The sequence below is a fragment of the Vibrio sp. GLN_1 genome, from assembly GCF_043106015.1.
GTDB lineage: Bacteria > Pseudomonadota > Gammaproteobacteria > Enterobacterales > Vibrionaceae > Vibrio > Vibrio parahaemolyticus.
The window spans coordinates 25,424-48,415 of record NZ_JBICMD010000024.1 but is presented as its reverse complement, the minus strand read 5'-3'; the positions used below and the strand labels follow the sequence as shown (position 1 = coordinate 48,415).

Sequence of the window (22,992 nt, the reverse complement as noted above, 5' to 3'; positions counted from 1 at the left end):
TTATTTCGCCAAGTCGTCCAATTTCATTTGCAGTGTTGGGCTTGCATCTGCTGCTTGCTGCGCTTCTGTGTAAGCCGCGTAAGCTGCATCTTTGTCACCTTGACGAAGTGCAATATCACCACGCAATTCAGCAATGCGACCAGCCCATGCTGTATCTGTCACTTTACCTAGCTCAGTGTTTGCAGCATCAAAGTTACCCATTTCTGTCTCGATACGAGCGATGCGGTAGCTAATTAGTGGAGATAATGCAGCATCTTTCGTATTGCTTTGAGCCCATTTAAGTTGCTCAAGAGCAGCAGCAAAGTCTTTCGCTTCGACTTGTGCTTTTGCTAGTTGCAGAGCAGCCAATACTGAATATTCTTTAACTTCGTTCGATTCGATAAAAGCTTGCACATCTGATTGTGCATCTACGCCTTTTTCTTGCAGCGTATTCATTGCGGTTGTGTAGCTTTGCGAAGCTGTTTCACTCGCCTGAATCACAGTATCCTGGTAGTAACGCCAGCCAAATAGACCACCTAAGCCAACAACAGCACCGATGATGACGGCTTTACCGTTTTCCTTCCACCAGTCTTTAATAGCTTCAACTTGTTGTTCTTCAGTATCGTAAAGTTCCACTTCCTGTCCTCTTAAAACATGTAAATGGCAGCAAAGCTGCCATTGCTCCTATTTCGTCGAAAGGCTCCGATTTGGGGAGCCTTATTGTTACAAACTAGGATTTAATCTTTAGCTTATTAAAAGACTTAAATCAGTGCTGCGATCTTCTCAGCAACTTCAGCTTGGTTGTAAGTCTCTTGCTCACCACCAACTAAGTCTTTTAGTACAACGGTATTGTCGGCAACTTCGTTTTCACCCAGAACCAATGCTACAACAGCACCTACTTTATCTGCGCGTTTAAACTGTTTCTTGAAGTTACCGCCACCGAAGTGATTCATCACGCGAACGCCTGAAATAGCTTCACGAAGCTGCTCTGCTAGCTTCATACCTGCCATCATGGTGCCTTCACCTGCAGTTACTACGTAAACATCCACACTGCGACGTACGTCTGTAAGCTCTAAAGTTTCCAACATAAGAACTAGACGCTCTAGACCCATTGCAAAGCCAACTGCTGGTGTTGGTTTGCCACCAAGTTGCTCTACAAGACCGTCGTAGCGACCACCGCCACACACAGTGCCTTGAGCACCTAGGCTTTCCGTGATCCACTCAAACACTGTGCGGTTGTAGTAATCCAGACCACGAACAAGACGTTCGTTAACTGTGTATTCGATACCTGCTGCGTCTAAAAGTTCACATAGACCTGCGAAGTGTGCTTTAGATTCTTCACCTAAGTACTCAGAAAGACGCGGTGCATCACCTAAAATAGCCTGAATGTCAGGGTTCTTCGTATCCAGAACACGCAGTGGGTTAGTGTGCATGCGGCGCTTACAATCTTCGTCTAGCACATCGATATGTTGTTCAAGGAAGGCAACCAGTGCTGTGCGGTAGTCTGCGCGATCTTCTTGAGAACCGATTGAGTTCAGTTCAAGACGAACGTGCTTGTCGATGCCTAATTCACGCCATAGACGAGCAGTCATCATGATAAGCTCGGCGTCAACGTCAGGGCCATTTAGACCAAACACTTCCACACCACATTGGTGGAATTGACGGTAACGACCTTTCTGCGGACGCTCATGGCGGAACATAGGCCCCATGTACCACAGACGCTGTTCGTCACGGTTGATCAGGCTATTTTGAATACATGAACGTACACAACCCGCAGTACCTTCAGGGCGAAGTGTTAGGCTGTCTCCATTACGATCATCAAAGGTGTACATTTCTTTTGAAACGACGTCTGTCTCTTCACCAACAGCGCGGCTGAATAGGTTTGTTTCTTCAACGATTGGCATGCGCACTTCGTTATAACCGTATGCGCTAATTACATTTTTCACTGTGTTTTCAAGTTTCTGCCACAGTGGAGATTGAGTTGGGAGACAATCGTTCATGCCTCGGATTGCTTGGATTGTTTTTGCCACAATACTTACCGTAATACTCGTTGAGATTAATCTTGTACTTTTATTTCAATGCGATTTTCGCTATCCATCATAGACGCTTTCGCACGGATCTTTGCTTCTAGCTGATTCACAAGGTCATTGTTATCGAAACGCTCTTTTTGACGTTTTCCGTCTTCATAGAACGCACTCTTCTTGTTGCTACCCGCAAGACCCAAATGGGAAACCTCAGCTTCACCAGGACCATTTACCACACAGCCAATAATAGACACATCCATTGGTGTGATGATGTCTTCTAAACGCTGCTCAAGCGCATTTACGGTACCAATAACATCGAATTCTTGGCGTGAACAACTTGGACAAGCAATAAAGTTGATGCCACGAGAGCGAATACGCAAAGATTTCAGAATATCGAAACCGACTTTGATTTCTTCGACTGGATCAGCAGCTAAAGAGATACGTAACGTATCACCAATACCTTCCGATAAAAGCATGCCCAAGCCAACTGCTGACTTCACAGCACCTGCGCGCGCACCACCAGCTTCAGTAATACCTAAGTGAAGCGGCTGGTCGATTTTCTTCGCCAACAAGCGGTAAGAATCAACCGCGAGGAATACATCCGATGCTTTAACGCTGACTTTGAACTGATCAAAGTTAAGACGATCGAGATGATCCACATGACGCATCGCTGATTCAACTAGGGCTTCAGGCGTTGGTTCACCGTATTTCATCTGCAGATCTTTTTCCAAAGAGCCGCCATTAACGCCAATACGGATCGGGATATTCTTATCACGCGCACAATCAACAACCGAGCGAATACGCTCTTCGTTACCAATGTTACCTGGGTTGATACGCAAACAATCGACGCCGTATTCCGCGACTTTCAGTGCGATACGGTAGTCAAAGTGAATATCAGCAACCAGAGGAACAGATACTTGCTGTTTGATCAGCTTAAATGCTTCTGCTGCTTCCATCGTTGGTACTGAAACACGGACGATGTCTGCGCCGACTTTTTCTAGTGCTCGGATTTGTGCGACTGTCGCTTCCACATCAGTCGTGCGAGTGTTAGTCATTGACTGTACGGCAATTGGCGCACCATCACCAATTGGCACATCACCCACATAAATACGCGTCGATTTACGACGAATAATTGGAGATTCGTGTTGCATAATTTTTTATAACGGTAGAGTGAATCTAGCTACTTTGCCTGAAGTATACCCAGAAAGGTCGACAGGTTCACTTGCAAATGTCATTGTTACACCTTCCGGTGCGCCTAATATCACTTTAAATGGCGCTTTTCCGGTAAGTTCCACGTCTTGACCCGGTTTCTGAGTGCCACTTACGAGCGTTTTGCCGTTTGTATCTTTTACTTGGATCCAGCAATCTGCTTTAAATTTCATGGTGAGCAGAGTCATACCTTCTGGCACTACAGGAGATGCTTCTTGAACCTCTTCTGCTGCTTCAATCACAGCAACTGGCTCTTGAGTTGCTTCTGTTGTCGACTCTTCTGTTTCTGCAGGTACCACTTCATCAGTTTGCGCTGCATTGATGGATGATTCTGATGCTGTATTGTTTGATGCCGCTAGTTCTGCTGGAGTACTTGCGATCAGCTCTTCTTCGGTCATTAGATCAATATCAGCAATTTCATCGGCACTTGGTTGGCTTGTTTCAACATTAGCCTCTGCTACAACTTGAGCGAGACTATTTTCTTGCTGATTTTGCCACCACCAAGCTGCTGAGATACCGATGATGACAATGGCTATTACCCAAGTCAGCAACATAATTCGGCTGTTGTGTTTCTCGTGTTTGGTTTTACGAGAAAAGCTTTGCATTTCGATTTCTTGCTCTTTTGGCTTTACATCTGCCGTCTGTTCTAGAGCAACCAGCACCACTTTCTCATCTAGCCCGACAAACTTTGCGTAAGAACGCAAATAGCCGCGAGTGAATGTCGCTACTTGTTGAGATTCAAATCGGTTGTTTTCAATATCTTCAATAACAGAAACGCGAAGTCTCAGGCGATCAGCAACTTGCTTTTGAGTCATACCTAAAGATTCGCGTTTGTTTTTGAGTAATGTGCCCGCTTCAATCGAAAGCGGTACTTCATTGGTATTTTCGTGTTCTGTCATAATGGTGGTATTTAATCTGTTTTAGTGGCTAACACGGTTATTTATTTTCGTTGTTGTTCTTAAGCCTCACTTAAAGATAGCTAGCCTGTTCGCGTTAACCAAAATTATATTTTTAAGAAATTCTCAACAATTGAGTGTGAATACCCGTTTTGCAAAAATCAGCAAAGCGTATGAGAAAAAATGTTGAGAATAATCGGTGTCTTCATGAATGTTCTTCACCATGATAAGCGAATGTATAACGAAGACAAAAACTCTTTCCACTCAAACTAACAGATAGCTCAAGCTTTTGTCCAAACTTTGACACAGTAAATTGAAATAAACGCCAAAACCATTCAATTTCAGGAGTTACTTTACAAATACAACAAACAAAATAGCCAGAGCAAAGGCTCTGGCTATTTTTAATTTGGGGCAAATTATACCGCTTTTACGTCGATGGTTTCTGCACCGCGCGCAGCTTTTAAAGCCGCAGTACGTTTAGTACGGTCAATAACGTCACCGACTAACTGACCACATGCCGCATCAATATCATCACCACGTGTTTTACGAACCGTCACCGTATGCTCGTATTGCATCAATGTTTTTTGGAATCGGTCAATACGTGAGTTGCTTGGCTTCTTGTACGGAGAACCTGGATACGGGTTAAACGGAATCAGGTTGATCTTACATGGTGTGTCTTTCATCAGCTCAGCCAGCTCGCGTGCGTGATCCATGTCATCGTTCACATGATCAAGCAACACGTACTCGACTGTTACTTTGCCACGGTTTGCGTTCGAAGATGCGATGTAACGACGAACTGACGCTAAGAAGTCTTGAATATCCCAACGATCGTTGATTGGCATGATTTCACTACGTAGCTTATCGTTTGGCGCATGTAGGGAGATCGCCAATGCGACGTCAATCTTACCTGTCATCTGATCAAGACCAGAAACCACACCTGAAGTTGATACAGTAACGCGACGCTTAGACAGGCCAAAACCAAGATCATCTAACATGATTTCTAGCGCAGGGATCAAGTTCTTCATGTTAAGAAGAGGCTCACCCATACCCATCATTACGACGTTAGTGATTGGACGACGACCAGTTTCTTTTTGCAAACCGATTTCACGTGCAGCACGCCACACCTGACCGATGATTTCAGATACTTTTAGGTTACGGTTGAAGCCCTGTTGAGCGGTCGAACAGAACTTACATTCCAACGCACAACCTACCTGAGAAGATACACACAACGTCGCGCGATCCTCTTCTGGGATGTAAACCGTTTCTACGTCTTGGTCACCCACCTTCATTGCCCACTTAATCGTGCCGTCTGAAGAGTGCTGAGCTTCTGCAACCGTTGGGGCTTTAATTTCGCACTTGTGCTGCAGTTTTTCACGTAGTTTCTTGTTGATGTTCGTCATGTTGTCGAAGTCATCAACACCGAAATGGTAGATCCACTTCATAACCTGATCAGCACGAAACGCTTTCTCGCCTAGTTCTTCCGCGAAAAACTGACGCATGCCTTTGCGATCAAAGTCGAGTAGATTGATTTTTTCAGTAGTCATGTTGCCTCTCAATGACTGAAACAAGAATAAGGGCGCGAATTGTACAGCCTTTATGCAGCTACAACAAGAGGTCTAAAACCCTGTCTTTGCTAAGGCATTAAAAACACATCGGTTAAATATTAAACAACCTCACCAATGCGTCTTCGAACTGTTTCGATAATAAAAAGCCCCGGAATTATCCGAGGCTAACTATCTTTACGAGCACAAACTAACTACCGATTAGCGAGGGCAAATTTCGGACTCAGGGAAGAAGAACTCGATCTCACGAGCCGCTGATTCAGGACTATCTGAACCATGAACAGAGTTATAACGCATGCTTAGCGCGTAATCTGCGCGAAGTGTGCCTGCTGCCGCTTCTTCTGGGTTGGTTTTACCCATCAATTCGCGGTAACGTGCAATCGCATTTTCGCCTTCCAACACTTGAACCATAATAGGGCCAGACGTCATGAACTCTTTTAGAGGTTGGAAGAATTCTTTACCTTCATGTTCTGCGTAAAAGCCGCTCGCCTGCTCTTCAGTCAGGTGAACCATTTTCGCAGCAATAATACGTAGGCCTGCCTTCTCGATTCGATTGTAGATTTCACCGATCAGGTTTCTTTCCACAGCGTCAGGCTTAACAATGGAAAACGTTCTTTCTAGAGCCATAAAGTTTCCTTTTTGTACTTGTAATAATAGTGTTTAAAAGTGACTTACTTGACTACGGCAGCGCCTAACTGACGCCACCATAAATATTATTTTTCTGCTTGCTCATTAAGAAGGCGAGCAAGAGTGCGGACACCCATACCAGTAGCGCCAGCCGCCCACTTGTCTGATGCAGACTTACGGTAAGTACCAGCACAATCGAAGTGCAACCAGCCTTTCTTGTAGTCTTCAACAAAGTAAGACAAAAATGCAGCAGCGGTACTTGCGCCTGGACTGTAGTCTCCAGAGCTGATGTTCGATAAATCAGCGAAGTTTGACGGCAACATACCACGGTGGAAATCAGCCAGAGGCAGTGGCCACAGGCCTTCTTTCTCTTTGTTTGCTGCGGTTAGCGCTTGATGAGAAAGTTCATCATCAAAGCTCATTAACGCGTGGTAGTCGTTACCCAATGCGTTTTTCGCCGCGCCGGTTAACGTTGCGCAGTCGATGATCAACTCAGGGTTATGCTCGCTTGCATAGATAAGACCATCGGCAAGTACCAAACGACCTTCTGCATCGGTGTTCATGATCTCAACAGTCTTACCGTTTTTGTAGGTGATGATGTCGCCAAGCTTAAGCGCACGACCAGAAACCATATTCTCAGCACAACATAAGATCAGTTTTACGCGCTTGTTCAAACCACGCAAAATAGCTAACCCCAAACCGCCAGTAATCGTACCTGAACCGCCCATATCGGCTTTCATTGCACTCATAAAGTTTGAAGGTTTAAGGCTGTAACCGCCTGAATCAAACGTAATGCCTTTACCTACTAGACACGCGAATACTGGTGCGTTTTCATCGCCAGTCGGGTTGTAATCCAATTGCAGCATTGCTGATGTGCGATCCGAACCGCGACCAACCGCATAGATACCTTCCCAACCTTCCGCTAGTAGATCTTTATCTTTAACAATACGAGCCGTTACTGTGCCTTCTGGTGCGACAGATTTGATGAACTCAGCCGCCATCGTAGCAAGTTGACGAGGTGCAACTTCTTCCGCCGTTTTGTTGATGATATCGCGCGTAAAATCGGTCGCTTTAATGCGAGCTTGAAGTTCAGTTTGGTCTTCTTCAGAAAGCGCCGTCCATTCTAGTAAACCGTGTTTTTTCGGGTTGCGGTAACCTTGATGGAAAGCCCAGATGCTTTCCAAATCCCAATGTTCACCAGAAAGTAGAACTGAATGAATTCCTTGGCCATCTAGCTGACGAGCTGCACGCTGAATTGCACCAAGATCATGACCTTCACCTAGATGAATCGTCGCACCGTTTTCAGAGAATGAAAGTAGTGCTTTCTCACCCCAGTGTGGAGCAGCAGAATCTTGACTTAAAAATACAGACATCTGTGTAGACATGGTTTCTCCTTGTCTTATATCGGCGTAGCCTACGCCGCTTCTTTTTAATAACTCACGGATGTTAGCATTATGTAGGGTAAAAATGTCAACTTGATAAAAAAACGGACCTAGAGGTCCGCTTTTTTTAGTAAGAATTGTTAACTCGGCTGCGTTTTACCGCCGAATTGAGCATCAGTCTGCTTCGTCCATCCAGCACATGATGACCGCTTCTAGGATCTTTTCGTTACAATGGTTTGGCTCATCGTCAAACTCATCTAACTCCATGATCCATTGATGAAGATCGGTAAAACGCACGGTTTGTGGATCCACATCTGGAAACTTGTCACAAAGCTCAATCGCGATATCGCGAGAATCTGTCCATTTCATTGCTCATCTTCCTTTTTCTTCGCCCCTATTTTGGAGCGATAGTATTAATGATCTTCTGACGCGTGGTTTAGCGTGTATTTTGGAATTTCAACAACCAAGTCTTCATCCGCAACTTTCGCCTGACAACCAAGACGAGACTCAGGCTCAAGACCCCATGCTTTGTCTAGCATGTCATCTTCTAGCTCTTCGCTCTCTTCAAGAGAATCAAAACCTTCACGAATGATCACGTGGCAAGTAGTACAAGCACACGATTTTTCACACGCGTGTTCAATACCAATACCGTTTTTTAGTGCTACGTCTAGAACGGTTTCACCCGTCTTCGCTTCCAACACTGCGCCTTCTGGGCACAAATCTTCGTGTGGTAATACAATAATCTTAGGCATAACTACTTTCTCTTATATATCGTCTACTGATTGACCTGACAATGCAGCTCGAATCGATTTATCCATACGGCGCGACGCAAAGTCTTGGCTAGCTTTGTCTGTATCTTTGATGCCTTGCTCAATGGCATTTGCATCATCACCATTACGCAGCTCAATCAGTGCTTCAATGGCTTTTAATAGATCTTGTTTTTCTTGCTCTGATAGTAGTTCATCACCATCAGCTTGCATTGCAGCGATCAAACCTTCAATCACCCGGTCGGCTTCAACGCGTTGCTCAGCTAACGCACGAGCTTGCATGTCTTCTTTGGCGTGAGTCATCGAATCACGCAGCATGTTCGCAACTTCGTTATCGCTTAAACCGTAAGAAGGTTTCACTTGAATTTCGGACTGAACACCAGTGCTCTTTTCCATTGCAGTCACAGATAGTAAACCGTCAGCATCAACTTGGTACGTCACTCGGATGTGCGCAGCACCTGCCGCCATAGGAGGAATACCTTTTAGTGAGAAACGCGCAAGTGAACGACAATCATCCACCATCTCGCGCTCACCTTGCACAACGTGCACGCTCATCGCCGTTTGACCATCTTTGAAGGTGGTAAACTCTTGCGCGCGAGCAACAGGAATCGTGGTGTTGCGCGGAATGATTTTCTCAACCAACCCACCCATGGTTTCAATACCCAATGATAATGGAATCACGTCAAGCAGCAGCATTTCAGAGTCAGGCTTGTTACCAGCAAGAATATCTGCTTGGATACCCGCACCAATAGCCACCACTTCATCAGGGTTGATGCTAGTGAGTGGTGTGCGGCCAAAGAATTCGCCTACCATTTCACGGACAAGCAAGGTACGAGTTGAGCCACCAACCATCACCACTTCAAGTACTTCCTCCGCTTCTACGTCAGCATCTTTCAGTGCACGACGACAAGACATCAGAGTTTTCTTCACGAGTGGGCGAATCAGATCTTCGAACTGCTCGCGTGTTACAGTGCCTTTCCAGCCAAACACGTCAACTTCTACGCTGTCTTGCTCAGAGAAAGCAATTTTGGTCGCCGTTGCAATGTTCAGTAATGCACGGTTTTTCTCAGCAGAAAGCGGCGCTTCTAGGCCAGCTTGCTCCATTAGGTAATCCGCTAATAGGTGGTCAAAGTCATCACCGCCAAGTGCAGAGTCGCCGCCTGTTGCTAATACTTCAAATACGCCTTTCGACAAACGTAGGATAGAGATATCGAACGTACCGCCACCTAAATCGTAAACTGCAATCACGCCCTCTTGACCTGAATCCAGACCGTAGGCAATCGCCGCTGCCGTTGGCTCATTAAGAAGACGCAGTACATGTAAACCCGCTAGCTTAGCCGCATCTTTAGTTCCCGCGCGTTGCGCGTCATCGAAGTATGCAGGAACGGTAATTACCACGCCCGCAAGCTCTCCACCTAGAGTTTCTTCTGCGCGTTTACCTAGCGCTTTTAGAATATCTGCAGAAACTTCAATCGGGTTTTTATCCCCTTGAGCAGTTTGCAGTACTGGTAAGCCATTATCACTCTCTTTAAAACGGTAAGGTAATGATGGGTAGCGAGATTGAATGTCTTTTAGCGAGCGGCCAATCAAGCGTTTCACTGAGATAATGGTGTTCTCAGGTTCAAACTCTGCTTTGGCTTTCGCATCGTAACCAACCACTGTTGATTCTGCTGAGTAATTCACCACCGATGGCAAAATGCTACGACCTTGCTCATCATTTAATGTGGTGGCATCGCCACTGCGTACAGAAGCGACCAAAGAGTTGGTAGTACCTAAGTCGATACCAGCCGCTAACTTATGCTCATGAGGTGCCGAGCTTTGGCCCGGTTCTGCGATTTGAAGTAGTGCCATGATTGGTCCTTGTCACGCTAACTAGCCGAGAAGCTTATCTTCGACCAGTTCAATTTCGTTCTTTAGTTTGGCAATGAATTTCAATTTACGAACTCGGTCTGCGGCTTCAGCCCAAAGACCATCGTTAAGCTCTTGCTCAACGCTTGCCAAATGCTGCTTATACATTTTGCTGACCTTAGAATCGAAGTCAAAAAGCGCCGATTCAGGATCAGAGCAGTCAGCAATATCTTCTAGTTCTTCGCGCAGTTCCATTTGTTCCATCAGGAACATCGGATCTTGCATGGTTTGTTGCTCACCACGGATTTCCATTCCCTGCTCTGCCAAGATGTACTCCGCACGAGAGATAGGATGTTTGAGGACTTGGTACGCATCGTTAATTTGCGCAGCCTTTTGCACCGACATCAAGCGGTCTCGCTCAGAAGCGGTAGCAAAGTTGTCCGGGTGGAAGCGCTTTTGTAGTTCTCGGAACTTAGAAGAAAGAAGGCTACCATCCAGCTGAAACTGACTTGGTAGCCCAAATAATTCAAAGTGATTCATTAAGATCGGGTCCTAGTAAAGCCTTCCGGACTCGCTTGCCCAGAAGGACAATCAATTAGACGTTGAAGCTTTCACCACAACCACATTCACTTTTTGCATTAGGGTTGTTGAATTCAAAACCTTCATTCAACCCTTCTTTCACGTAATCCAATTCGGTACCGTCTAAGTACACCAAGCTTTTCTTGTCGATGATGATTTTCACGCCTGAGAAATCAAACACTTCATCTTCTTCGTTTAGCTCGTCAACAAACTCAAGTACGTAAGCCATGCCGGAACAACCTGTCGTCTTCACTCCAAGACGTAAACCGATACCTTTGCCTCGGTTATCTAGGAATGCTTTTACGCGACTTGCCGCTGTTTCTGTCATTGTGATGGCCATACTGCACCTTAGTCTGTCTAAATTACGATTGGAATGGGAGCGTTAAAGGCTCCCATTATATTACGGAATAATTATTCTTGGTGTTTTTTCTTGTAGTCAGCAACCGCTGCTTTGATTGCGTCTTCAGCAAGAATTGAACAGTGAACTTTCACAGGTGGAAGTTCTAGCTCTTCTGCAATTTCAGAGTTCTTAATTGCAGCCGCTTCATCAATTGATTTGCCTTTTACCCACTCTGTTACTAGTGAGCTTGACGCGATTGCACTACCACAACCGTAAGTTTTGAACTTCGCATCTTCGATGATACCTTCCGGTGTCACTTTGATTTGCAGTTTCATTACGTCACCACAAGCTGGAGCGCCAACCATGCCGCTACCTACTGATGGGTCTTCTTTGTCAAATGAACCAACGTTACGCGGGTTCTCGTAGTGATCAATTACTTTTTCGCTGTATGCCATGATAAATTACCTCGAATCCTCTATTCAGTCCGTGAGATTAATGGTGAGCCCATTCAACAGTGCTCAGATCAACCCCTTCCTTGTACATATCCCATAGAGGAGACATGTCGCGTAGCTTAGTCACTGCAACGCGGATTTGTTCAATTGCGTAATCAATTTCTTCTTCTGTCGTGAAACGACCGAATGAGAAACGAACCGAGCTGTGAGCCAACTCATCATCCATGCCTAGGGCACGAAGTACGTAAGAAGGCTCTAGACTCGCAGAAGTACATGCACTACCTGAAGATACCGCTAGATCTTTTAGCGACATCAGCAGAGATTCACCTTCTACGAAAGCAAAACTGATGTTTAGGTTTTGTGGTACACGCTGCTCTAGGTCACCGTTCACTGTGACCGCTTCAAGGTCTTTCACACCATTAAGAAGGCGGTTACGAAGTGCTAGTGCGTGGTCGTAATCTTTCTGCATCTCTTCTTTTGCAATGCGGAAAGCTTCACCCATACCTACGATTTGGTGAGTTGCTAACGTACCAGAACGGAAACCACGCTCATGGCCGCCACCGTGCATTTGTGCTTCAAGGCGGATACGAGGTTTACGACGTACGTAAAGTGCACCGATACCTTTTGGACCGTAAATCTTATGCGCTGACAATGAAATCAAATCAACTTTCATTTCTTGAACGTCGATTGGCAATTTACCAGCAGACTGAGCTGCATCCACGTGGAACACGATCTTGCGCTCACGACATAGTTCGCCGATTGCTGCGATGTCTTGAATTACACCAATTTCGTTGTTTACGTGCATAATAGACACAAGCACTGTGTCATCACGCATTGCCGCTTTCAGCTTCTCAAGATCGATAAGGCCATTTGATTCAGGCTCTAGGTAAGTCACTTCAAAGCCTTCGCGTTCTAGCTGACGACATGGGTCAAGCACCGCTTTATGCTCTGTTTTACACGTGATTACGTGCTTGCCTTTTTTCGAGTAAAAGTGCGCAGCACCTTTAATCGCAAGGTTGTCAGACTCTGTCGCACCAGATGTGAATACGATTTCGCGAGGATCTGCATTTAGAAGGTCAGCAATTTGCTCACGAGCAGTATCTACCGCTTCTTCTGCCTGCCAGCCGTAACGGTGCGAACGTGAAGCTGGGTTGCCAAATGTGCCATCCATTGTCATGTACTGAACCATTTTTTCAGCAACACGTGGATCAACTGGACATGTAGCGGAATAATCAAGATAAATCGGCAGTTTCATTCTCTACTCCAATGTAAAATGCTGACCGCTAAGAGCGGACGTTTACACCGATGGGCGCGGCGGTTGTATTTTTGTTTGAAAGCCCATGAGTTACCGCCAGATCAATATCCTGACGATCAGAAATTTCTAGCACTTCATTGTCTGTCATCAACTCACCAAGAGTGATGTTATTCAAGAAGTCACTAATGCGAGAACTTAGGTCACGCCATAGCGTATGAGTTAAGCAACGAGTCCCGCCTTGGCAATCTCCTTTGCCCTGACATTTGGTTGCGTCAACTGACTCATCAACGGCCGCAATCACAGTACCGATAGCGATACTATGTGCGTCGGCACCAAGTCGGTAACCACCACCAGGACCACGAACGCTGGCAACGAGACCTGCTTTACGCAATTTAGAAAAAAGCTGCTCTAAGTAAGAGAGCGAGATCCCCTGACGTTCTGAAATATCAGCAAGAGGTACAGGGTTTTGTTGCGAATGCAGTGCCACATCCAGCATGGCTGTCACCGCATATCTTCCTTTAGATGTAAGTTTCATACCACACCGTATCCACATGGTTTGTAATGGTTAAGATTTTTCCATACCCGAGTAAAATGGTCAAGTATTTATTTGACTAAATTACTCAGGTATTCATCCTTACACCTAAAAAGGTTATTCTTTATTCAGAGCTTCTTTTCAATCGAGGTCAAAATACCGCGAAGAATATTCAACTCTTGAGTCTCTGGTCGTGCTCGAGAGAAAAGACGACGCAATTTATTCATCACCTGGCCAGGTTGTTCTTTGTTTATAAACTGGGTCTCTACGATGACCTTTTCAAGATGGTCAAAGAACATTTCTAGCTCTTTATGACGAGGGTACTCTTCGACTTCAACTGGTGAGAATTGTTTCTGCTCAAGATTAAGATGAGCAACACGAACTTCATAGCTTAGCGTTTGAACCGCCATCGCTAAGTTCAAGGAACTGTATTCAGGGTTAGCAGGAATGCATACATGATAGTGGCACTTTTGTAGCTCTTCGTTAGTTAGGCCTGTTCTTTCACGCCCAAACACTAAAGCTACCGGATGTTTTTGGCCTTCAACTGCAAACTTTTCACCACATTCACGTGGCTCAAGCATTGGCCATTCTAATGTGCGAGAGCGAGCACTTGAACCTACCACAAGACCACAGTCTTCAATAGCTTCTTCCAGTGTGCTTACGACTTGAGCATTCTGAGCGATATCAGCGGCACCAGCGGCCAGTGCTAGCGTTTGTTCATCCACTTCACATTGTGGATCGACCAATACAAGTTGGCTTAAACCCATCACTTTCATTGCTCGGGCTGCTGAGCCAATATTGCCAGAATGTGAGGTACCTACGAGTACGACTTTTACTTGATCCAACATCTATGATTGCTACCTAAATTAAAACCGCAGGATGTTACCATAGTTTTTTAACACACCCTAGGGAGAAGCTGACTTCTATTCGCATTCTCATCAATTGTTGTGTTGTATGACGCGATATCAAAGATGACACCATTCATTAACGTCTAAAAAATAACCACTTCCTTTTTCGTTTATCTTTGGTATACTCGCCGCCGCTTTTATTCGTTCTTTAACATCCGTTGGGAAATTTGTATGCATCCAATGCTAAACATTGCTATTCGCGCTGCGCGAAAAGCAGGCAATCATATTGCTAAATCATTAGAAAACACTGATAAAGTAGAATCTACACTTAAAGGCACTAATGACTTTGTCACTAACGTAGACAAAGAAGCAGAATACATCATCATCGATACTATCAAGCAGTCTTACCCAGAGCACTGCATCGTTGCTGAAGAACAAGGTCTTATCGAAGGTAAAGATAAAGACGTACAATGGATCATCGACCCACTGGATGGCACTACTAACTTTGTAAAAGGTTACCCACACTTCGCGGTTTCTATCGCTGTTCGTATCAAAGGCAAAACTGAAGTTGCTTGTGTTTACGATCCAATGCAAAACGAACTATTTACTGCACAACGCGGTGCTGGTGCTCAGCTAAACAGTGCACGTATTCGTGTTACTCCGCTGAAAGACCTTCAAGGTACTGTTCTAGCAACAGGTTTCCCATTCAAGCAGAAGCAACACTCAGAGTCTTACATTAAGATCGTTGGTTCTCTATTCACTGAATGTGCTGACTTCCGTCGTAGCGGCTCTGCTGCTCTTGACCTATGTTACGTGGCTGCTGGCCGTGTTGATGGTTACTTCGAGCTAGGTCTAAAACCTTGGGATATGGCTGCAGGTGAGCTTATTGCTCGTGAAGCTGGCGCAATCCTAACTGACTTTGCTGGCGGCACTGAGTACATGAAGTCTGGTAACATTGTTGCTTCAAGCGCTCGTGGCGTGAAATCTATGCTTAAGCATATTCGCGAAAATGGTAACAGCGCGATCCTTAAGTAAGATTTAAAAGTCAATTTAGCCCGTCACGCTGATGACTTTAAGAAGCCCCGCTCAACGAGCGGGGCTTTTTTGTATCCAAACCCACATTGTTTAGATTCTAAAAACTTGGGCTACTTGGGCTACTTGGGCTAGATTATAAAAACTTGATGGCCGCAAAACACTCTACTTCTTTGCTCAAAGTCTAGATACAAAAAACCGCTGAGAGTTCAGCGGTTTTTGTTTTCGATTCTCAATCAGCCTTATGGCATCTCGTCGAATTCTGCGCCTTCTTTTTCTACTTGCGGTGGCATCAAGTGCTCTTTCTGGATACCCAGTTTTAGAGCAAGTGCAGATGCTACGTAGATAGAAGAGTAAGTACCAACCGTGATACCTAACAACAGTGCCGTTGCAAAACCGTGGATCATTGCCCCGCCCTGTACAAACAGTGCAATAACTACAAACAACGTTGTACCAGAAGTAATCAACGTACGGCTCAATGTTTGTGTAATCGAAGCATCCATGATGTCCGCAGGATCACCTTTACGCATCTTGCGGAAATTTTCACGAATACGGTCGAATACTACGATGGTATCGTTGAGCGAGTAACCAACAACCGTTAGCAACGCAGCCACGATAGTTAGGTCCACTTCAATCTGTAGGAATGAGAATACACCCAGCGTGATAATAATATCGTGCGCCAACGCCATTACAGCACCTGCCGCTAGACGCCATTCAAATCGCATTGATACGTAAATCAGGATACAGATGAGCGACACTAGGATCGCCAGACCGCCGGCTTCAGTTAGTTCATCACCAACGTTTGGACCAACAAACTCAATACGGCGCATTTCTACGCTTTCACCAGTACCTTCTTTGATCGCACCGATAATTTGGTTACCTAGCGTTTCGCCAGAAACGTCGTCACGAGGACGAAGACGCACCATCACATCGCGAGCACTACCAAAGTTCTGTACTGTCGCATCTCCGAAACCTTTTGCATCAAGTGCTGTACGGATTTCTTCAAGGTTAGCTGGTTTTTCAAAACCAACTTCGATTAGCGTACCGCCCGTGAAGTCTAGACCCCAGTTCAGCCATTTGGTTGATAATGTGAAGATAGAAGCGGCAATCATAAAGATTGAGAATACGAACGCCACTTTTGACCAACGCATAAAGCCGATCGACTTCTCTGCTTTTAGAATTTGAAACATATTAATTCCCAGCCTTAGATCGACAATTTATCAACGCGTTTGCCACCGTACAGTAGGTTCACGATACAACGTGTACCAATGATGGCGGTGAACATTGAAGTTAAGATACCGATAGATAGAGTAACTGCGAAACCTTTCACTGCACCTGTACCAACAGCAAACAGAATGATTGCAGTGATAAGCGTCGTGATGTTCGCATCGGCAATGGTACTAAATGCGTTGGCGTAACCTTGGTGAATCGCTTGTTGTGGACTACGTCCATCTCGCAGCTCTTCACGGATACGTTCAAAGATCAGTACGTTAGCATCGACGGCCATACCCACAGTCAATACGATACCGGCAATACCTGGCAGCGTCATCGTTGCCCCTGGAATCATCGACATCACACCAATGATCAACACTAAGTTAGCCATCAACGCAATATTGGCAATCAGACCAAAGCCGCGGTAGTAAAGCAGAGTAAATAGCATTACAGCTACCATACCCCAAACACACGCTTGGATACCCATGTCGATGTTTTGCTGACCCATTGACGGACCAATGGTACGTTCTTCAACGATAGAGATCGGTGCGATAAGTGCACCAGCACGTAATAGAAGTGCGAGGTTGTGCGCTTCAGCAGCAGAGTCGATACCTGTAATACGGAAGTTACGGCCAAGTGCAGATTGAATCGTTGCTTGGTTAATCACTTCTTCGTGCTTAGTCAGGATAACTTTGCCTTCAGGCGTTTTACGACCGCTATCTTTGTACTCAGCAAACACGGTAGCCATTAACTTACCAATGTTTTTCTTCGAGAACGCCGACATCTTGTTACCACCCTCGCTGTCTAGCGAGATGTTAACTTGAGGGCGACCGTATTCATCCACACTAGAACTTGCATCCGTGATGCTAGCGCCGCTTAGGATGACACGCTTTTTAAGTACAACAGGACGACCATCGCGATCTTGTTTGATTTCACTGCCCGCAGGTGCACGGCCATTCGCCGCCGCAGCTAAATCAGCTTTATCATCAACTTCACGGAATTCAAGAGTTGCCGTAGCACCGAGAATTTCTTTCGCACGAGCTGTGTCTTGAACACCTGGCAGCTCAACAACGATGCGGCTAGCGCCTTGACGTTGCACAAGCGGCTCAGCAACACCCAGCTCGTTTACACGGTTACGTAGAATCGTGATGTTTTGTTCTACAGCGTAGTTACGAATCTCTTGCAAACGTTGCTCAGTAAAAGTGGCGATAAGAGCGTAACGACCATTCGAATCAGACTCGACAAAGTTCATGTCAGGATGATTCTTCGTTAGCGTGCGCTTCGCTTCAGCCAGTTGCTCTTCGTCACGTAGCAGCACTTCCACCCCTTCTTTGCCAGAAGGACGGATTGCACGGTAACGAATCTTAGCGTCACGAAGTTCACTACGGAAAGCTTCCTCTTGTTGACCAACAAGCTTTTCCATTGCTGCGTCCATATCCACTTCCATCAAGAAGTGAACACCACCACGTAGGTCAAGACCTAGTTTAAGTGGCGACGCACCAATTGCTTCTAGCCAATCTGGAGTAGAAGGAGCAAGGTTAAGTGCAACAATTTTGTCTTTGCCAAGCGCTTCGCTGATGACATCACGAGCACTAATTTGAGTATCAGTGTCATTGAAACGAACAAGAATTGATCCATTCTCGAGAGCAATGGATTTATGAGAGAGATGCTCTTTATCAAGAGCAGTGGTGACAGCATCCAGCGTTGACATATCTACAGAGGCGCCACGCGCCCCTGTAACTTGAATAGCCGGATCTTCACCGTAGATATTTGGAAGTGCATACAATGCAGCGGTGATGATGGCAAAAAACACCATCAAGTACTTCCATAATGGGTAACGGTTTAGCACAGCGAGGACCCTTTAGCTGTTTTATAGAGACTTAAGCGTACCTTTTGGCAGCACTGCAGTGATGAAGTCTTTCTTGATTACAACTTCATTGTTCGCATTAAGCTCAATTGAAATGTAGTCGTTGTCTTCAGCGATTTTAGTGATTTTACCCACTAGACCGCCGCTGGTCAGAACTTCATCACCTTTGCCCATAGAAGACATTAGGTTCTTGTGTTCTTTAACACGTTTCGCTTGTGGGCGGTAAATCATGAAGTAGAAAATCACTGCGAACATGCCAAGCATGATTAGCATTTCGAAACCACCGCCAGCTGGCGCGCCTTCTGCTGCTGCGTGAGCCTGAGAAATAAACATTAAAACATCCTCATTATATTTTATTGATAATCCAACAAGTTGGGCTTTCGCAATTTAGATTCAAGTCTGAGAGTGACTAATAGAGATCGCTCTCTCAAAAATAACGTGCGTTAGCCTACTTTATTAGCAAAAGCCTCTGGCGACATGCCAAAGGCTTTAATTCTTTTAAGCTTTGCTTAGTGGTGGCACTTCGCGGTCACGACGAGCGTAAAACTCTTGAACAAACTCATCGAAACGGTCTTCATCAATCGCCTTGCGAATGCTTTCCATCAGACGCTGGTAGTAACGCAGGTTGTGGATCGTATTCAGACGAGCACCTAGAATTTCGTTACAACGCTCTAGGTGGTGAAGGTACGACTTGCTGTAGTTCTGACAAGTGTAACAGTCACAATGCGGATCTAACGGCGTTGTATCCGTTTTATGTTTCGCATTACGGATCTTGATCACACCACCAGTCACAAATAGGTGGCCGTTACGTGCGTTACGCGTAGGCATTACACAGTCAAACATGTCGATACCGCGACGAACGCCTTCTACCAAGTCTTCCGGTTTACCTACGCCCATTAGGTAGCGTGGCTTATCTTCTGGAAGTTGTGGACAAGTGTGCTCAAGAATACGGTGCATGTCTTCTTTTGGCTCACCAACCGCCAAACCACCCACTGCGTAGCCGTCAAAACCGATCTCAGTTAGGCCTTTTACCGATACATCACGAAGGTCTTCGTAAACACCACCTTGAACAATACCAAATAGGTTGTTCGGGTTTTCTAGCTTATCGAAGTGATCACGTGAGCGTTGAGCCCAACGTAGCGACATTTCCATCGATTTTTTCGCTTCGTTATGTGTCGCAGGGTATGGCGTACACTCGTCGAAAATCATTACGATGTCAGAGCCTAGATCTTTTTGAATTTCCATCGACTTTTCTGCATCCATGAAAATCTTGTCGCCATTCACAGGGTTACGGAAGTGAACACCTTTCTCTGTGATAGTACGCATCTTACCTAGGCTGAATACTTGGAAACCGCCTGAATCGGTAAGAATAGGACCGTGCCAGTTCATGAAATCGTGCAGGTCACCGTGCATTTTCATCACTTCTTGACCAGGACGCAGCCACAAGTGGAACGTGTTGCCTAGCAGAATTTCTGCCCCTGTGCCTTTTACTTCTTCTGGTGTCATGCCTTTAACCGTACCGTAGGTTCCGACTGGCATGAACGCTGGAGTTTGGACAGTGCCGCGTTCGAAAGTCAGTTGACCACGACGCGCATTGCCGTTTTTCTTCTTAAGATCGAATTTTAATTTCACGATGCCTCCGAATGTCAGAGAAACAGTCTGACTGAGTGTTTAGGGCTTTGCCCTACTTTAAGGAGCGGTCGCTTTTCCTTGCGAGAGACAAAGCAATGAATGCTTTATTTCCTAGCTTACTGCTAGCACTCGTAAATCTTATTTTTTACTAAATCGTTTTCTTTTTGATGAACATTGAGTCACCGTACGAGAAGAAGCGGTATTTGTTTTCCACCGCATGCTTGTAAGCATTCATGGTGTTCTCGTAGCCAGCAAACGCACTCACCAACATGATCAATGTTGATTCTGGTAAGTGGAAGTTCGTGATCAAGCAATCCACCAGCTGGTATTCGTAACCAGGGTAGATAAAAATTTCAGTATCGCCGAAGAATGGAACCAATTCTGTGCCTTTCTTCAATGCATCTTGCGCAGCACTTTCGAGTGAACGTACTGATGTTGTACCCACTGCGATGATACGACCACCGCGAGCTTTGGTTGCATTGATGGCATCCACCACTTCTTGCGGTACTTCTACATACTCTGCATGCATGTGGTGATCGTTGATGTTATCTACTTTTACTGGTTGGAACGTACCTGCACCGACGTGTAGTGTAACGTAAGCAAACTCAGCGCCTTTGGCTTTGATCTTATCTAAAAGAACGTCATCAAAGTGCAGGCCAGCAGTCGGTGCTGCTACTGCGCCTGGTTTTTGGTTATATACAGTTTGGTAACGCTCTTTATCTGCGTCTTCATCTGGGCGGTCAATGTATGGAGGAAGTGGCATGTGGCCAATTTCTTCAAGGATTTCTAATACCGTCTTATCAGAGTTAAATTTCAGTTCGAATAGGGCGTCGTGACGAGCCACCATTTCCGCTGAGTATTCGTCATTCTCGCCCACAATAATAGTAGTGCCTGGTTTTGGTGATTTAGAGCAGCGAACGTGCGCAAGAATGCTTTTCTCATCTAGCATGCGCTCCACTAGCACCTCTAACTTACCGCCAGATTCTTTACGACCAAACATACGCGCTGGAATAACACGGGTATTATTGAAAACCACTAAGTCACCAGCTTGAACTTGGTTTAACACATCGGTAAATGTGCCATCTATAAGCTCGCCAGTATTGCCGTCCATTTGTAGTAGTCGGCTTGCGGTACGCTCTGGTTGAGGGTAACGAGCGATGAGTTCATCTGGAAGGTCGAAATGGAAATCTGATACTTGCATGTTACTTGTCTTATATATTGGTCAAATCACGTCAAAGAAGACGATTAAATTGCGACGAGTTTTTCGCAGCAGACTAGTATATGTTTACATGCTGCAATAGCAAGCAAATCCCCAGAATATCGCTGTAAAAGCCATGGTGAAGAGTGTAATAAAACGTGAAAATCCGCGATCACTTGGCAATATTCTTACATGGCGTAAGGACATTCATTTTGACGACGCACTCATCGCCATTTATACAGCACCGACCTAACAATAAAACGAGCAGCGACGTGCGCTGCTCGTTTCTTTCAACATCGTTAACGTGATTACGCTTCGCGTCTGCGCCACCATGCTAAAGGAGCGAACAGAGCCAACAACCAGAGATTTAGACTGCCGCCATCGTCATCGGAACCTTTGAAATCACAATTATTGGTTGCAATACCATCGTGACACTCTTTGCCCGCTTCTTCTCTAGCATTGATGATAAAATTTGGTTCAGTGATGTAACGGTTTGGTGGTGTGTCGGCAGTAATGTAAGACTGAACCCAATCGTAGTAGTTACTGACCTTCGTGTAAAAACTTGGAATGGTCAGCGAGCCACAAGTCGGCAATACCAAAGGACCACCACTCACGACCCCAATTTGCTTGCCTGTCGCAATGTCCAGCAGCGGGCCACCGCTGTCCCCTTTACAAGCAGAGTTACCATATTGAGTGCTGCTGCTTGGCTCTAAAATCCTATTGAATGTGGGCACTGTACAGATCTTAGTCGCGTTGGTTCTAGAGTTAATCAACCCCGGATAGCTATTGCCAATTTCCAGACGCTCATAACACTTGTCTATCGGAAGAAAACCGATCTGAGTGGTTTGTAACAAAGGAGAAGCCTCCGATGCCATTGGCGTTGTTGTTCCCCATCCATAAACCTGAACATTTTCAGTTCGCTGGTTGGTGTCGTAGTTATCGTTCCAATCCGCAGCTAATCGTGCCTCAATGCTGATCATGTCTTCTTTCGTGGCGAGGTCAGCCACATTCACCCCAGTAACTGGGCGAGTAAGGTAAAGCAGCGCAATGTCATTATCGAGCGCCGTTTGAATAGGCTTCACATTCCCCTTGCTGTCAACATCCGCTTTCGAGATACGAGTGTAGTTTGGATGCACGACGACATGCGAAACGGTGTAGTAGTTGTCGATACTCGTATCGTGAAGATTATGTACACGAGCGGTGATAGACAGTTCACCCGGTTGGGTAACGTAATAGCTCGCTTCGTTCGAACCTTGCCCCATTACGACACAGTGGGCCGCAGTCATTACCCACTGGTCAGTGACCATAGTGCCGCCACAGTTTTGAAATTCCGCCATGTTACTGGCTCGAATCGCAACGCGATCTGCAGGGTTTGACTCCACACTGCCCAAAACGATGGCCTGAGCGGATTGGACACTCATTGCAGCAGCCATCAGTGCAAATAATTTTTTGTACATAATCGTCTTCAATTTGGTAAGCCTGAGCGTATCTTCTTCGAGAGACGAATCTTGGAAAATCCAACGAATAAAAATGTGCGATTCAATTCATTGGATTACCTTGGGTACACATTCAATATCAATCAAAAATGCCAACTGACTCGCACGCAAACCGACTTATTCAAATTAATAAAAACATCGATAACACACAGATTACGCAGTAAAAAAGAGGTGCAAGAGCATTGTGCTATTTAATTGATGAAAAACGAGTTGGCTCCCAGATATACGGCAAAATATTCTCTATATTTAAAGAAA

General features: G+C 45.4%; 23 protein-coding genes. 1 reads left to right on the top strand and 22 read right to left on the bottom strand.

The window, feature by feature from the left end:
- From ACF8OV_RS12040 to trmJ, 16 genes are all read right to left on the bottom strand, one after another.
- On the bottom strand, positions 1-615 hold the full coding sequence (locus ACF8OV_RS12040) for a YfgM family protein (protein WP_005460236.1): 615 nt from the start codon (positions 613-615) through the stop codon (positions 1-3).
- 125 nt (positions 616-740) lie between these two features.
- Positions 741-2,009: a histidine--tRNA ligase gene (hisS, locus tag ACF8OV_RS12035; protein WP_005460225.1), complete on the bottom strand. Its 1,269-nt coding sequence runs from the start codon at positions 2,007-2,009 to the stop codon at positions 741-743.
- 26 nt (positions 2,010-2,035) lie between these two features.
- On the bottom strand, positions 2,036-3,154 hold the full coding sequence (gene ispG, locus ACF8OV_RS12030; RefSeq protein ID WP_005460234.1) for a flavodoxin-dependent (E)-4-hydroxy-3-methylbut-2-enyl-diphosphate synthase: 1,119 nt from the start codon (positions 3,152-3,154) through the stop codon (positions 2,036-2,038).
- A 6-nt stretch (positions 3,155-3,160) separates the two neighbouring features.
- Complete coding sequence (gene rodZ, locus ACF8OV_RS12025) at positions 3,161-4,111, bottom strand: cytoskeleton protein RodZ (protein ID WP_020840137.1); 951 nt, start codon at positions 4,109-4,111, stop codon at positions 3,161-3,163.
- A gap of 413 nt (positions 4,112-4,524) precedes the next feature.
- Entirely contained in the window at positions 4,525-5,652 is a 1,128-nt protein-coding gene (locus tag ACF8OV_RS12020; RefSeq protein ID WP_015296287.1) for a bifunctional tRNA (adenosine(37)-C2)-methyltransferase TrmG/ribosomal RNA large subunit methyltransferase RlmN, read from the bottom strand.
- 219 nt (positions 5,653-5,871) lie between these two features.
- Positions 5,872-6,297: a nucleoside-diphosphate kinase gene (ndk, locus tag ACF8OV_RS12015; RefSeq protein WP_020840136.1), complete on the bottom strand. Its 426-nt coding sequence runs from the start codon at positions 6,295-6,297 to the stop codon at positions 5,872-5,874.
- Between the two features lie 86 nt (positions 6,298-6,383).
- Positions 6,384-7,682 (bottom strand): aminopeptidase PepB, encoded by a 1,299-nt coding sequence (gene pepB, locus ACF8OV_RS12010; RefSeq protein ID WP_021453899.1) that lies wholly within the window; start codon positions 7,680-7,682, stop codon positions 6,384-6,386.
- A 171-nt stretch (positions 7,683-7,853) separates the two neighbouring features.
- Positions 7,854-8,048, bottom strand: a complete 195-nt coding sequence (iscX, locus tag ACF8OV_RS12005; protein ID WP_005460231.1) for a Fe-S cluster assembly protein IscX — start codon at positions 8,046-8,048, stop codon at positions 7,854-7,856.
- A gap of 44 nt (positions 8,049-8,092) precedes the next feature.
- Positions 8,093-8,431, bottom strand: coding sequence for an ISC system 2Fe-2S type ferredoxin (gene fdx, locus ACF8OV_RS12000; protein ID WP_005460237.1), 339 nt, complete (start codon positions 8,429-8,431; stop codon positions 8,093-8,095).
- 12 nt (positions 8,432-8,443) lie between these two features.
- Positions 8,444-10,297, bottom strand: a complete 1,854-nt coding sequence (hscA, locus tag ACF8OV_RS11995) for a Fe-S protein assembly chaperone HscA (RefSeq protein WP_015296286.1) — start codon at positions 10,295-10,297, stop codon at positions 8,444-8,446.
- A 21-nt stretch (positions 10,298-10,318) separates the two neighbouring features.
- On the bottom strand, positions 10,319-10,834 hold the full coding sequence (gene hscB / locus ACF8OV_RS11990; protein ID WP_005460241.1) for a co-chaperone HscB: 516 nt from the start codon (positions 10,832-10,834) through the stop codon (positions 10,319-10,321).
- Between the two features lie 55 nt (positions 10,835-10,889).
- Positions 10,890-11,213 (bottom strand): iron-sulfur cluster assembly protein IscA, encoded by a 324-nt coding sequence (gene iscA / locus ACF8OV_RS11985; RefSeq protein ID WP_005482998.1) that lies wholly within the window; start codon positions 11,211-11,213, stop codon positions 10,890-10,892.
- 71 nt (positions 11,214-11,284) lie between these two features.
- Positions 11,285-11,668, bottom strand: coding sequence for a Fe-S cluster assembly scaffold IscU (iscU, locus tag ACF8OV_RS11980; RefSeq protein WP_005483070.1), 384 nt, complete (start codon positions 11,666-11,668; stop codon positions 11,285-11,287).
- Positions 11,669-11,705: 37 nt separating this feature from the next.
- Positions 11,706-12,920: an IscS subfamily cysteine desulfurase gene (locus ACF8OV_RS11975; protein ID WP_005483767.1), complete on the bottom strand. Its 1,215-nt coding sequence runs from the start codon at positions 12,918-12,920 to the stop codon at positions 11,706-11,708.
- 28 nt (positions 12,921-12,948) lie between these two features.
- On the bottom strand, positions 12,949-13,455 hold the full coding sequence (gene iscR, locus ACF8OV_RS11970; RefSeq protein ID WP_005381720.1) for a Fe-S cluster assembly transcriptional regulator IscR: 507 nt from the start codon (positions 13,453-13,455) through the stop codon (positions 12,949-12,951).
- 125 nt (positions 13,456-13,580) lie between these two features.
- Positions 13,581-14,300 carry a tRNA (cytosine(32)/uridine(32)-2'-O)-methyltransferase TrmJ gene (gene trmJ, locus ACF8OV_RS11965; RefSeq protein ID WP_005460175.1) on the bottom strand — a complete coding sequence of 240 codons (720 nt, stop codon included), beginning with the start codon at positions 14,298-14,300 and terminating at the stop codon, positions 13,581-13,583.
- Positions 14,301-14,531: 231 nt separating this feature from the next.
- Between trmJ and suhB the strand changes: the two genes are divergently transcribed.
- Positions 14,532-15,335, top strand: a complete 804-nt coding sequence (suhB, locus tag ACF8OV_RS11960; protein WP_005460178.1) for an inositol-1-monophosphatase — start codon at positions 14,532-14,534, stop codon at positions 15,333-15,335.
- Between the two features lie 239 nt (positions 15,336-15,574).
- Here the strand turns inward: suhB and secF are convergent, their stop codons facing one another.
- From secF to ACF8OV_RS11930, 6 genes are all read right to left on the bottom strand, one after another.
- On the bottom strand, positions 15,575-16,522 hold the full coding sequence (gene secF / locus ACF8OV_RS11955; protein WP_005460198.1) for a protein translocase subunit SecF: 948 nt from the start codon (positions 16,520-16,522) through the stop codon (positions 15,575-15,577).
- A gap of 14 nt (positions 16,523-16,536) precedes the next feature.
- On the bottom strand, positions 16,537-18,393 hold the full coding sequence (gene secD / locus ACF8OV_RS11950) for a protein translocase subunit SecD (protein WP_005460193.1): 1,857 nt from the start codon (positions 18,391-18,393) through the stop codon (positions 16,537-16,539).
- Between the two features lie 21 nt (positions 18,394-18,414).
- Complete coding sequence (gene yajC / locus ACF8OV_RS11945) at positions 18,415-18,744, bottom strand: preprotein translocase subunit YajC (RefSeq protein WP_005460204.1); 330 nt, start codon at positions 18,742-18,744, stop codon at positions 18,415-18,417.
- Between the two features lie 165 nt (positions 18,745-18,909).
- On the bottom strand, positions 18,910-20,043 hold the full coding sequence (tgt, locus tag ACF8OV_RS11940; protein WP_005460199.1) for a tRNA guanosine(34) transglycosylase Tgt: 1,134 nt from the start codon (positions 20,041-20,043) through the stop codon (positions 18,910-18,912).
- A 148-nt stretch (positions 20,044-20,191) separates the two neighbouring features.
- The gene (gene queA, locus ACF8OV_RS11935) at positions 20,192-21,244 is read right to left on the bottom strand and encodes a tRNA preQ1(34) S-adenosylmethionine ribosyltransferase-isomerase QueA (protein WP_005460177.1); all 1,053 of its coding nucleotides are present in this window, start codon (positions 21,242-21,244) and stop codon (positions 20,192-20,194) included.
- 305 nt (positions 21,245-21,549) lie between these two features.
- A complete protein-coding gene (locus tag ACF8OV_RS11930; RefSeq protein WP_029786958.1) occupies positions 21,550-22,698 on the bottom strand; it encodes a trypsin-like serine protease in 1,149 nt (382 codons plus the stop codon).
- Between the last annotated feature and the right edge of the window lie 294 nt (positions 22,699-22,992).